The organism is Paraglaciecola sp. IT1134, assembly GCF_058068185.1.
In genome coordinates this window covers 2,726,486-2,740,189 of record NZ_CM176486.1, presented here as the reverse complement: position 1 = coordinate 2,740,189, position 13,704 = coordinate 2,726,486, and the positions used below count along the sequence as shown (strand labels likewise).

The 13,704-nt window shown below is 49.6% G+C and carries 4 protein-coding genes; 2 read left to right on the top strand and 2 right to left on the bottom strand.

From position 1 onward, the window contains the following. Positions 1 to 183 precede the first annotated feature (183 nt). Positions 184 to 1,026: a cation diffusion facilitator family transporter gene (locus AC3RV5_RS11835; RefSeq protein WP_489727853.1), complete on the top strand. Its 843-nt coding sequence runs from the start codon at positions 184 to 186 to the stop codon at positions 1,024 to 1,026. 372 nt (positions 1,027 to 1,398) lie between these two features. On the opposite strand, the gene AC3RV5_RS11830 is transcribed toward AC3RV5_RS11835, so the two are convergent. Beyond that, positions 1,399 to 10,239: a glycoside hydrolase family 94 protein gene (locus AC3RV5_RS11830; RefSeq protein WP_489727852.1), complete on the bottom strand. Its 8,841-nt coding sequence runs from the start codon at positions 10,237 to 10,239 to the stop codon at positions 1,399 to 1,401. A gap of 471 nt (positions 10,240 to 10,710) precedes the next feature. Between AC3RV5_RS11830 and AC3RV5_RS11825 the strand changes: the two genes are divergently transcribed. Then, on the top strand, positions 10,711 to 11,415 hold the full coding sequence (locus tag AC3RV5_RS11825; protein ID WP_489727851.1) for a Crp/Fnr family transcriptional regulator: 705 nt from the start codon (positions 10,711 to 10,713) through the stop codon (positions 11,413 to 11,415). A gap of 956 nt (positions 11,416 to 12,371) precedes the next feature. On the opposite strand, the gene AC3RV5_RS11820 is transcribed toward AC3RV5_RS11825, so the two are convergent. Continuing rightward, positions 12,372 to 13,460 (bottom strand): hypothetical protein, encoded by a 1,089-nt coding sequence (locus tag AC3RV5_RS11820; RefSeq protein ID WP_489727850.1) that lies wholly within the window; start codon positions 13,458 to 13,460, stop codon positions 12,372 to 12,374. Positions 13,461 to 13,704: the final 244 nt, after the last annotated feature.

Below are 13,704 nucleotides of genomic sequence, written 5' to 3'. Positions count from 1 at the left end.
GAAAATTGACTCAGGACAAGTGCCAAGTAAGTAGATGCACGTTATTGAGCGACCACCATGCTCTTAAATCAATTGTGTTTATTAAGTAAAGTTAGCCTTGACCGGAATCAATGTTAGGGCCAAAAAAAATGCCAAGATGTTAATGGCAGATCCCGTGTAAATCACGCACTCAAAGGACTAACAATGCAGGTTAAAACCGTCTTGATGATCGAAGGCTGCATCAATTTACTGATCACGTTGACTAAGTTGACTGTTGGTTTTATGACTAACTCTTCAGCGGTTATCGCTGATGCACTGCATTCTTTAACCGATGTTGCTAATAACGTTATGGCATGGATGGCAATAAATCTGGCCAAGGCGCCGGCGGATAACGATCACCAATATGGCCACCAAAAATATGAACAACTAGCCGTATTTGGACTAGCATCGTTACTGAGCATTGTTGCTTTTGAAGTATTAATAAATGCCTTGAAGCGCTTTGGCCAAGAAGTTGAGCAAAGTTATCTGGGTTTAAGTATCTTGATTATCACCTTATTGATCAATATCGCCTTAACTATTTGGGAACGTTACTGGGCTAAACGTCTCGATTCTGACATCTTGCAAGCAGATTCCAGCCACACCTTAAGTGATGTATTAACCACCTTGGTGGTCATAATTGGATGGCAACTCGCGGCGCAGGGCTATTATTGGTTGGATACCGCGTTTGCTGTCGGGGTATCGGCGATCATTTTCTATCTAGCTTTTAAACTGTTTCAAAGGGCCATTCCCATATTGGTCGACTATAGTGATGTGGATCCCACGGCTGTTTCTGCTGCTGTTAATAGCGTTGAAAATGTGAATGCCGTCGTTAGGGTGCGCTCAAGAACAAGTGGTAAGGGCAGGGTGGCTGACGTGATTGTCACCGTTGATCCTAATTTGTCGACCATAGACTCACACCTAATCGCTGATGAGATAGAAAAAGTATTAGCCGATAAATTTAATATCCAGGACGTACTGGTGCATATTGAACCGAAGATTTTCGACTAAGGCCGATTGATATTTATATGACCTTCCCTTTGATAGAACCAATCTTTCGATTAGATTTTTATGTGTCATTCATGGGGATACTTTAGGGCGCATTGAACGGCACGATTTAAAAATGAGTATTATAGATTTTTTTGGATTCAAATAATCATTAAAAAAACAATGTAGTCACACGGCTGGTTTAAAAAATTAGAATAACAATATTAGCAGAGGTGCTTCGACTGCTTGTACGAAAAACAAAAACCACAATACTTGCCTGTTATATATTTGCACAAATAATTGATGCCATGACAGAAGAAACTAGCTCCAAATTATTAAAAGCAATTCGAGATATATCGGATAAACCAATTAGTTACACTAAATTGTATATTCTGGTTAGGATTTCACCTCGACGGTCGTTGCCCGGCGAAGAGTGAACTTCACACTATGCTCTTGCTGATCATCCTTGAGCGGTATATAGGGTGGTTGCAGCGCTAGTCCGTCGAGTGTCAGACCTGTGCCGATTAGATCTGCATCTGCCGAAATTTGACAGATGACAATATGATAATCGGTACTGCGAAAACGGTAGTTGATCGAGTATGAACTCCAGCTTTGGGGTATGCAGGGCGTGAGTCGCAGTTGGTCGGCCTCTCGCGATAATCCCAGCAGGGATTCCAGTATCAGGCGGTATAACCAGCCAGCCGAACCGGTATACCAGCTCCAACCACCACGTCCGATATGGGGTGCAACACCATATACATCAGCCGTAACTACATAGGGTTCCACCTTGTAGGTGGCTACTTGTTGTTCATTTCGGCCGTGGTTAAGTGGATTGATCAAATCCATTAATTCCCAGGCCCGTTTGCTGTCTCCTTGTTCTGCAAAGGCCATGGTCGCCCAAATAGCAGCGTGAGTGTATTGACCACCGTTTTCACGTACACCAGGAACATAGCCTTTGATGTACCCCGGATTCATGCTGGATTTATCAAAGGGCGGATCGAGCAATTGGATCAACTTGCTGTCGCGGCGAACCAGACGCTGATCGAGGGATCCCATTGCTTGCAGTGAGCGCTTGATGTCACCCGCACCAGACAATACCGACCAACTTTGCGCGATAGAATCGATGGTACATTCGGTATTAACAGAGGATCCAATGGGGGTTCCGTCATCAAACCAAGCCCGGCGATACCATGCTCCATCCCACGCGTGTTTAGCCAGATTGACTCGCAGTTTTTTTGCCTCATCAACACAGCGCTGGGCAAAATCTGGATCTTTGTGCTGACCAGCGACAACCGAAAAGTCTTGCAATACTTTATACAAGAAAAATCCCAGCCACACACTTTCGCCCTTACCGTCAATGCCCACCAGACTCATACCGTCATTCCAATCACCAGAGCCCATTAAAGGTAGGCCTTTTTCACCGAATCGCAGTCCGTGTAAAATTGCCAGTACACAATGTTGATACAGGCTGGATCGCTCTTGACTGATGGTAGGCAAGTCGTAATAAGACTCCTCATCATCATTCAGGGCACGGCCTTCAATAAATGGCACCATCTCATCGAGCACGCCAGTGTCGCCAGTACTTGATATATAACGACAGGCCGCCAATGGCAGCCACAAATAATCGTCTGAACAGCGGGTGCGCACGCCGCGCCCGGCGGGTGGATGCCACCAGTGTTGTACATCCCCTTGGGGATATTGGCGAGTCGCACAGTGAAGCAAGTGTTTGCGCAACAGCGCCGGTTGTGCATGTATCAATGACATCGCATCCTGCAACTGGTCGCGAAAACCAAATGCGCCACCCGACTGATAATAGCCACTGCGTGCCCAAAAACGACAGGCTAAGGTCTGATACACCAACCAGCCGTTGGCCAGCAAATTCACCGCCGTATCGGGCGTATCCACCTGCACGGCACCTAATGTGTCGTGCCAAAACTGATGGACATTCTCTAATGCTCTTCGAGCGGTGCCGGGTTGGCGTAGTTGCAATGCCAGTGCACGTGTTTGTTCCAAATCCTGCCCGGCGCCGAGTCGAAAAATGATGCTGCGTTCTTCACCGTCGGCCAGTTCAAATGGCACTTGAATTGCACCACAAGGATCGTGCGCCGCACCCAAGCGGCCGGGCAGTCGTGCCCGCGTCATGGCATTAGGACTGCGCAGTGTGCCGTTGCGACCAAGAAATTCGGTACGGTCTCCGCTGAGCGAACGGGCCGTGTCGTCCACATCAAAAAATGCCACCTTATCGCCAAATTCGGAGTTGTAGGCATTGCGAGCAAACATTGCGCCACTGCTGGCATCGATTTCGGTTACGACATGCAGGGCGGATTTTGAACGTAGATCACCCAACACCCATTCCACGTAACCGGTTGCTGTTAACGTCCTTGGCCGTCCGGAAGTGTTGCGGATCTTCAGCACCGAAAACTTCACCGCTGCTTCTAAGTCCACGTACACACAAAGTTCCGACTGAATACCGTCTTCGGTGTGCTCAAAAATACTGTAACCAAAACCGTGACGAGTAACATAGGGGGTCGTTCCTCGGCTAGGCATTGGCGTAGGCGACCAGAAATAACCACTCTCCTCATCACGCAGATAAAAAGCTTCGCCGCCGGATGCACCAACGCTGTCTTCACTCCAGGGGGTCAGGCGAAATTCATGGGCATTCTCGCTCCAGGTATAAGCCAGACCACTTTCTGCGACTACACTACCGAACTGGGCATTGGCCAGCACATTCACCCAGGGCAAGGGTGTCTGGTTAGTCAGGGTAGTGGTAATGATGTACTCTCGCCCGTCGCTGCTGAAGCCGCCCAGCCCGTTACCCAACACCAAATCCCGCCGTGGTTTACTCGGCTCTATCGCCTTTGTCAACCCGAATGTTCCCGTTGGCGTCAATAACGTCACGCGTTTTTCGGTTAGGGTTCGTCGATTGACTTGTTCAGCCAAAGTCCCCCGGTTGTCGATTAAAATGGCGCGGGACACAGCCTGAAGCAGGATCCGATCTTCGCTTGAAATCTGCTCACCTGAGCGCACGAAGATACCGCTAGTACGGTCGATATATTGCGCTTCGGTTCCGGTGGCAACTAGGCCCATGATTTGATCATGCAGGCGCTGACGATAACCGACCTGCTCTTCATTCCAGATAACCAGGTCTGCCACTAATCCTTTTAAGCGCCAGTAGGCGTGGCATTGGATCAGTTGCCGTGCTAGCTCGATGTGATTGCTACTGGAAATTTTCAGCAACACGATGGGCAAGTCCCCTGAAATAGAGTAACCCCACAGGCCAGATTGGCCACGGCGATTTTGGATCAATATTGCCGGGTCAGCGCGTAGCGCCGAATTGGCGTACAAAATAGAACCGGCTAAACGTCGGTAAAGGAGCGTATCGGCCTCGCTAGCGTTGAGTTGACGTAAAATAACGCCGCTATGAGTCCAGGCCAAGTCAAGCACCCGGTCAGTCAAATGTCGGTCCTGGTATTTGGCTACCAGTGCCAGGCAGGCTTCGCGGCTGTCTGCCATACCGGTAATCAAATCAACAGTGGCGACTTTGCCCGCATCCAACGTCACCGGGCAACGAATGGCGACCATAGGGTCGAGCACCGAGCCGGCACTGCCAGTTAATTCGCCGGATTCATCCATGGCTAGTGGCGACACTAGCGTGCGACCACGGCCAATAAACTGCATACGGTCGGTGGTACTTGAAAACGCCCCAACACTGACTCCGTGACCACTGCAATGGGCCACCAGCAGATGAAACATCCAGGGTGTTTTTTCGTCTGCGGACCGTGCTCGGCGGGTGCATAAAATGGCATGTCCGCCCGCGACAATTTCGGTTTGCACAAAAAGGTTACTGAACGAGGGTTGGGTTATATCCGCCGCTGGCAGTGCCATTACTACTTCGGCATAAGTGGTAACGTCGAGTTTGCGCGGGTTGTTTGAGTGATTGGTGAGACGGATCCGGCGCAGTTCAATGTCATCTTCCGGCGATACCACAATTTCAGTATAGGTTTCAATGTCCTGATCGCTGCGACGGAACTCGGCGCGGCCTTCTGAAAACAATACACTGTAAGATTGGGCAGGTTTGAGCGTGGGCTGATGAGCGGCAGACCAGAATTCACCGCTGGCGGTATCCCGCACATACACAAAGGTGCCCCAATTGTCGCAGGTGGGGTCTTCCCGCCAACGAGTGACGGCCAAATCAAGCCAGCGGCTGTATCCACCGCCGGCATTGGTGAGCATCACGTGGTAACGACCATTTGACAGCAGTTGAACCTCCGGTGTGGGGGTTTCACCAGAGATAGGCGTATTAACAGACTCTGCGGGGTGGTCAAACAGTGCGCCGCTTTCGGCATATTGATCGACATGCGGCTGGAACACCGACGTTTTCGGCACTCGTTCCTGGAGTAGTAACAGGGTGGATTGAAATATGGGATCTGATTCGAAGCGTCGCTGCATGGGACGGTTAAGCAGTTGATACGCCAGCGCGAGCAAACTCATGCCCTGATGGTGGGCCATGAACGACTGGATAACCTGGCTGGTTTGGCCACGGGATAAACGTGCCGGGGTATAGTCTATGGCTTCGTATAATCCATAGTGACCTTCCAGCCCGTTTTGCGCTAAGCGCTGCATATTTTCGCAAGCCGCTTGTGGTGCAACCATCAGCGCCAGGGCTGATGCATAGGGTGCAATAACCAGATCTTCTGACAGCCCACGCTTCAGACCAAGGCCTGGCACGCCAAAGGCGTGATATTGGTAGTTGAGATTCGCATCAACTGTATTATAACCTGATTCGGACACCCCCCAGGGCACTGAATGCAACTTGCCATAGGCAATCTGGCGGGTGACGGCCGCGCGACCGGTTTGGTCCAGCAGGGTGCCGGGGTAGGTGGGCATCACCAGCATTGGCATCAAGTATTCGAACATTGAGCCGCTCCAGGACACCAGCACAGGTTCGCCACCCGCTGAGGTCAACAGACGGCTCAGGGCAAACCAGCTTTGTTGCGGGAGCTTGCCCTGAGCAATGGCGATAAAGGTGCACTGGCGGGCCTCCGAGGCCAGCAAATCGTAAAAACTGGCATCACGGCGCTGGTCGTCTACATTGTAGCCAATCGCCAGCAGGTGCCGGGTTTCGTCATACAGGAAAGCATACTCCATGGATGCAAACTCGAACGCCCGTTGTGCCAGTTGTTCGCACTCCTGCATTCGCTTGCTGACCTGTTCGGCGCTATTTATAGTCTGGCTGTGCACAGTAGACAACCATTGGCTCTCCTGCGCCGACTGCGCTGATGATAAGCGCGCGTCGATCGCAGCCAAATTGGCACTGCTGTTTGCTGCCAGTTGGCGCAGGGAAGGGATGCCATTGTCTTGATTAATCGACTGTGCGAATGACTGAAGGCTGGTTGGTGCAATGGGCAGGTGCAGCCAGGGTGCCAGCAAACGTAAATCTTGCAGGGCCGCGTCACACTGCGTGTGCAAGTCTTCGGCCCATTGTCGGCTTTGTGTATGGGCTTGCATCTGGAAACTAGCGACCAGTGTTTTGGCGCGTTGAGTAAGCGGGATTAGTTGCTGCTCGGCCTGTTTAAGGTTGATAGGCGCTTGTGTTTGAGCACCACTTAACAATGTGCCCATCGATTGGATCGCAGCCAATATGACGTATCTTTCCTCATCGTTGGGCATGTCGGTATTGAGTTCCGCTTCAGACCCCGAAGGTTTATCGGTAAAAGACGTCGCCAAAATATCCAAGGTGGTGCTCAGCCCTTCAAAAAAACGCGGGTGCAGGATGCGTTGCTCTGGCAGTTCCAGAAGCGCCATGCGCAGGGTCAGCAGGTGACCTGCCAGATTGCCGCTGTCAACCGAGGAAATGTAACGCGGGGGCAGGGGGAGCAGCGACTGGGTGTCATACCAATTATAGAAATGTCCCTGGTGACGCTCCAATTTATCCAGCGTAGCAAAACAATTGGCGCTGCGTTGCAGTAAACCACTCACTGGAATAAAACCAAAATCATAGGCGCTGACGTTTGCCAATAATGATAGACCAATATTAGTGGGCGAAGTGCGATGGGCCGTCAATGGGCCGGGTTGTTCTTGAAAGTTATCCGGGATCAACCAGTGATCTTCTGCGATGCTGAAGTGGTCGAAATAAGCCCAGGTTTTACGCGCAATTCGGTGCAGAAAAGTACTTTGTTCAGAGGTAAGTGTTGGCTTGGGATCGAATTGTGGTTGGCTCAACCACCAGGCGATAGCAGGGGCTACAAACCATAACACTAGTATTGGTAGAGCGGCCACTAAATCGGAATGTAGGAGGTTATCGGCTTGCCTCCAAACAAGTCCGCTGGCTATGCAGGCCGCGATGACCGGGGCAGCCCACATGGAACAGTAGCTGCCGAGCAGACCATCTGTGCAATGGCTCGACTTATCATCGGCCACATGCCATTCCAGCAAGCGACGATGGGTGAACAGCATGCGCCAGAGACTACGCAAAATCGCCGTTAGATTAAACACGGCCTCGTGGGGTAGACAAGCTAGGCGGAATCCGACTTGAGCAACTTGCCGCACGCCGTCGCGCAGCGCTCCCTGCAGGTGGTGGGCAAGCAACATTTCGGCGGGTTTTCGCCAGGCGGCCAGCAGACCGGTAAACAGTGGCGGTAGTAGAAAAATAGCCATAACGCCCAGTGTCCAGTAAAGGGGGCTAGGGACCACCCACCAACCCATCGATAGCAGCAATAACAGCGCCAGGGGTTCAACGCTGCGACGTAGATTGTCAAAAATTTTCCAGCGCGATAGTGAGGATAGTGGGTTGCGGCATCTTTTGCCCTGGGCATTTTTTACCCAGGGCAGCAACCAGTGAGCAATCTGCCAATCACCACGGATCCAACGCTCGCGCCGGCCCATGTCGGTGTCATAACTGGCGGGGTATTCCTCGTACAGATGCACATCACTTAACAGCCCAGAGCGGGCGTAGCAGCCTTCTAACAAATCGTGGCTGAGTATCTGGTTTTGTGGCAGACGGTTGTTTAACGTACGCTCAAACGCATCCACATCGTAGATACCCTTACCTATATACGAGCCTTCAGCGAACAGATCCTGGTAGACATTCGATACCGAACGGGTATAGGGATCAATACCTGGTTCCTCTCCACACAGCTGCGCATAACGCGACAAGTTCTGCCCGGACAGACTGGCCGCCATACGCGGTTGCAAAATACCGTAACCACCCACCACACACTGCTTTTTGTTATCAAAACGTGGCTGATTGAGCGGATGTGCCATGGTGCCAATCAACTGCAGTGCACAGTCCCGTGGCAGTTGCGTGTCGGTATCCAAAGTAATGACATATTTCACCTGCGAAAGCCCACTAATACTGCCAACGATGAGATCGAAGTTTTTTGAATTATGGTCTCGCAGCAGTGCGTTCAGATCCGCTAATTTACCGCGTTTGCGTTCGCAACCCATCCAAACTCGTTCCTGTGAATTCCAGCTGCGCGGGCGATGCAGCAGAAAAAAATGATCACCGTGTAGCGCAGATTGGGCCGGGTATTTAGCGTTGAGCTGCTCGATGCCCATACGCACCTGTTGCAGCAGTGGTTGGTCTTCGTTTTCGGTTTGGTGTAACGCATCGTGAAAATCAGTCAGTAACGCGAAATGCAGATGCCCGTCGCGATTGCCCAGAAATCTTACTTCCAGTACTTCCAGTAAAAGCTCGATGCCTCTTGCATTGCTGAGCATGGTGGGCACCACTACTAGCGTTTGCATAGCTTCTGGTAAGCCTTTCGAATAGTCCATACGCGGTAAACGTTGGGGTTCAACCAACAAGGTGATAATCCAGTTTACCAACGCAGAGGCCAGTTGACTGGCCCCCAGTAAAGATAGGCTTGCCAGTAGCAAGAAGCGCCACTCTGTGATGTCTTGTGGCTCAGCTATTACCAATAGGCCAGTACTGACCAGGGCAGTTAGCAACAAGATTGACCCAAGGTAGAGAACTAATGGTATGCCGCGAATAAACGCTCGCAATCGCGTCAACAGGGTGCTCCGCGCATTGACCGCGGTTTCTAACTGCACCATTCCGTCATCAATCAAATAATAACCGACATGATTAGCAGGATTAGTGATGCATTGATTTTCGCTTTGTGGATCCTTGGCCTGTTGCGCCAATTGCAGTGCAGTTTGAGCGATGTGGATTTCAGAAAACGGGCTGCGTTTAGCTAGTCTGTCGATCGCCTGACGATAGCTATCCCGAGTGGCAAAATCCATGGTGGCGTACAATCCATGCTGGTCTTTTCGCAAGACCTCTTCTACACCGCTGTTGGCCTCAACGAAATCGCGCCAGTTCATGGCGGTCAACCAACGTAAACTGCCAATGGTATTGCTAATGGATACTTGATCGGCAGCCTGTTGTTGGTTTTCAGTTTGCACCAATTGTTCAATGGTGAGGCTTGATTCCACCAGTTGCTGTTTGATCCACGTTAGAGGCAGCGCCAGAGCGGGGCCATGCCCCTGCAGTTGTCGGGTCAACTCAGCCACAAAAGCACTTTCCATCGGCGGTTCTGAGCGTGCCATGTCTGCGACCACCAAGATCAGGCTTTTAGGATCGTTTTCGGCCGTTTCCAACATTTCATTTGCCCAATGCTGGGCCAGATTTAAATACTGGCGAGCAATGGTGATGCGGCCGCTGACCCGGCGCATATTTTCAATCAGAGCCAACCTTAACATGATAGGGATCGCCCACAATTCGCCCAGCGCGAGGGGGGTCACCGATTGATAGGCCGCTACAAAATGCGCAAGAATTTCACCGTCCACACGACCATCTCGGTGAGAGATAACGTTCAGCGCAATGTCATACACCCGCGGCAAACCTGCGGACACTCCTTGGGCTAAACGAGGCAGTTCGCGGCTATAACCTTCGGGTAAGTGGCGCCGTGCGGTACGAATTTGCTCTTCGATGAGGTAAAAATTGTCGAGCAACCATTCCCCCGATGGTGCAATGCGCTGTTTAGCCTTTACTGCAAGGGTTAGCAACCTATTGGTAGCGATGAGTACCTGTTCATTGGCGTCCAGTCGTTTCAGCAGTTGATCTCGAGAGTTATCCGGGTCCAATACATGCATTTCGGCCAGTGATATTGCGTGCTGCGCCATTTGAACCGCGTTCAGCAGTTCCGCTCTTAGTGGTGTTTGTTCCTCCGGTAAAGGTGATTTGAACCAGCTAGAACGGCGAAAAAAGGTAGTGAACCGCGTTTTTAAACTCATTATATGCATTCTCGGCGGATAAACAGGATTGCGCTAGGGAATGTTGACCGTGCACAGGAAATACTGACCGGATAATTTAAAACAATGGGATCATAAGTGGAGTTCATGGGTGACCGCATGACTTCGAGTTAATAACTTCCCTTAAGATACTGCCGGGGAGGGTGCTAGTATGTGCGCCAACGCACATAGCGGAGTAGGGTTGATTAACTTGGGTCTTTGCTTTTAATGGTGTCATGTACTATCAAAGAAATTTGGCGTTACCCGTTAAACCAAAACAGGTTATCGAAGTTTTGCGGAAGCAAAACACCACATAAAATAAAAACGTCAAATACCTGCAAATATTCTTCTGAAAAACTGTATTAACATTTACTGAATACCCAAAGGTTATATATACTAATATCACCATTGCTGAATGAATTCGTGAGGGATTTGGTGCTTTAAGCAGGTCTCTGAAAAGGAAATAGATTTAAAATGGAGCGTTTAAAAAACAAGTTACTTAATGCCCTGTCCCTTGATGCGAAGAAACGCATGTTACCACACCTCAAATTGATTAGTTTACCCCTGGGCAAAGTCATCTATGAGGCCAGCCAAAAACTGGATTATGTGTATTTTCCAACCGATAGTATTGTGTCTTTGCTCTACGTCATGATGGACGGTTCCTCTGCCGAAATTTCTGTTATTGGTAACGAAGGGCTAGTTGGCATCGCAGTGTTTATGGGCGGAGAAAGTACACCTAGCCGGGCGATAGTGCAAAGTGCTGGGTCTGCCTACCGCTTCCCATCAGCGGAATTGCGTAGCGAGTTTAACAGCCAGCTCGATTTGCGTATGTTACTGCTACGTTATACTCAGTCTTTAATTACCCAAATGGCGCAAACGGCAGTATGCAATAGGCACCATAGCATTGACCAGCAGTTATGCCGCTGGCTGTTATTATCCCTCGACCGCTTATCCAGTAATAACCTGATCATGACCCAAGAACTGATCGCCAATATGTTAGGGGTGAGAAGAGAAGGTGTCACCGAAGCAGCTGGAAAACTACAAAAGCTAGGTATTATTACCTATAAACGCGGTCATATTAGCGTGGTCGATCGCCCTCGCTTAGAAGCCCAATCATGCGAATGTTATAAAGTCGTCAAAAGTGAAACAGATCGATTGGAATCCTATATGCAAAAATAAATCTCATGACTAAAAATCATCCTTAGTCACTAGAGCGGTAACCGTTGACCGGGGAGCTATTGACTTAAGGCCGTTAACTCAGGGAGTGCCGGATATTTCGAGCGAGTGATGACGGCGTGGACGATTTGTCTTTAGTGATTTAATAAATGTTCGGGTGGGACAACTTTGCTTGGTAAAAATCTCCCGAACAGCCTCCAAAAGTAGTGTTGGCTAGATTGATACTTATGAACTGCATGAAATAGGTAATTGGTTAGATAACTTCATGTTGTTGAGCAAAACAAAACTTTCCGCAGACACGACATTACTAAATGCCATCACCTCTTTGATGAATGGTAGCTGGAATACATTTGCCACTTTATAGCAGCTTAATAAATATTTTGAAGCGGAATCTCACAAAATTTTTAAAATGTGCTTTTACTAAAACGACGGTATCCCAAGTAGGGCATGGTTTTCGATTTTCAAATGAAAGTGAGAACCGATCTCAGTCTCAATTTGAACTAACAAAAGATAGCGAGTGATAAATCCAACAATATAATCAATTTAACATAATATACATTATGCGAATATCTATATGATCTTTAGGAAGGCCTTATTTCGTTGATTTATCCTCATTTCAGTTATCAATGGCAGTATGTTATCACGCTGCTACGTGCATACTTTTGAGTTTTCAAGGCAATAGTCGCCGGAATCTATTCAGATACGGATTGGTTAGCGCCTTGGCGAGTTATCCTTTGTATAACATTCTCTTTGTCAGGCGCAATCTACCAATGTCATGTTGATGGACTTACTATTGGAATCTGGGCCTATTGCAATAAGCCCAATGTCTTATCTGCGTTTATCCTTTCTATACTCATGACGAGGAATTCGTAGGCCGCGGCTTTAGCCCGACAATAGCGTTGTGTTGCCACCGTTGTTGGAATAAATTCCACCTAATGGAGGCTGGTAGCCAGGCACTATTAGTTAAAGGTTACCCGGAATACGCCGCCTTTGAACAAGCCTATGTATAACACAAACTGGCCCTGTTCATGTCGTCCAAGCAGGCTTTGTACACCGCCGAATATGTCGTCATCGAGGAAGGTGTGGCTCTGCCAGGTTTGTCCGGCGTCACGGCTTATTTCCAGGATCAACGGCTGCGGTTCGTCAAAGTTTTTATCCCAGCCTGCGGTATACAGAATATTGGCGTCGGATGGGTCGAGCACAAGATCAAAGTAAAAACGGGAGTTGTCATTGGTGAGCATATCCTGCCAGGTTACACCGTAGTTTTTAGTCTGGATCAGGCCGCCTTCACCGCCCGCATAGAGGGTGTCAGGCTGTTGCGGATGCAGCACGATGGTTTTAACCACGCTCGGAAATTCCAGCAATTCACTGATTTCAGGAAATTCCGCCAGCGCCATGCTGTCGAGGCTGTAGCGCAGCAGCCGGGGGTTTTCGATTGCGCCCTGGCCGCCATACCAAACGTCATTTCTGTCTTTGTTAAGGGCCAGTGCCGCCAATCCGGTGGCAAAGCCATCCCAGACTCCCGCCTGCAATGTCCAGTTACGTCCATTGTTTTCTGATAAGGCCAGTGCGTCAGGTCCTACCGCAAATAACCGGCCCTCATCATGCAGCAGCCTGAATATGGGCTCTTGTGGATCGGCCGGGTTGCGGTTAGGGCCACCAAAATCATGCTCCAGTACCTGCCAGCTTTCTCCGGTGTTGGTGCTCTGGGCCAGAAAGTACCGCTGGTCTTCGGAGACGTTTATCAGCCACTGGTTTTCGCTTGCCACTACCAAATCCTGAACGTTCCAGTGGGTCAATGTCAGCAATTGCCAGTTGTCATCCTCGATCTGCGCGTACAGTCCCTGATCCGTGGAGGCAAACAACTGGCCTTCGATCTCTGTGATGCGGTTAATAATATGATTGTCGAGGCCAAGCTGCGTGAACTCAGGCTGGGGATCCTCAATAATGGGGCCGGGAATAAAGCTACTGTCATCATCGCTGCCGCCTCCGCAACCCGTTATCAGCACTATTGTAACAACACTGAGAAAAGTTTTTATGGTGTTCATGTTATGGTCCTGAAAAAACCGTAAAGGTTAGAAATGTCAATATTATGCGGCTTATCTGAATATGAGCTGAAGCAAATGTAAGTACTGGGTATTCCCAAGAAGATGATCATTCATTATCCCTAAGGTGCTCACCGGTTCTCCCGTCCATGCTGATCACTCTTCGGTGCCGTTTTGCTGCGCAGACCAAACGTTAACAATACCCATGTAACTGAAAGGATAGCGAATAACAGGCTACTCATTATTT

What these genes read in the sequence shown, in the direction of transcription:
- AC3RV5_RS11830 (WP_489727852.1), bottom strand. Translation starts at nt 10,239, where the DNA reads ATGAGTTTAAAAACGCGGTTCACTACCTTTTTTCGCCGTTCTAGCTGG.
- AC3RV5_RS11825 (WP_489727851.1), top strand. Translation starts at nt 10,711, where the DNA reads ATGGAGCGTTTAAAAAACAAGTTACTTAATGCCCTGTCCCTTGATGCG.
- AC3RV5_RS11820 (WP_489727850.1), bottom strand. Translation starts at nt 13,460, where the DNA reads ATGAACACCATAAAAACTTTTCTCAGTGTTGTTACAATAGTGCTGATA.
- AC3RV5_RS11835 (WP_489727853.1), top strand. Translation starts at nt 184, where the DNA reads ATGCAGGTTAAAACCGTCTTGATGATCGAAGGCTGCATCAATTTACTG.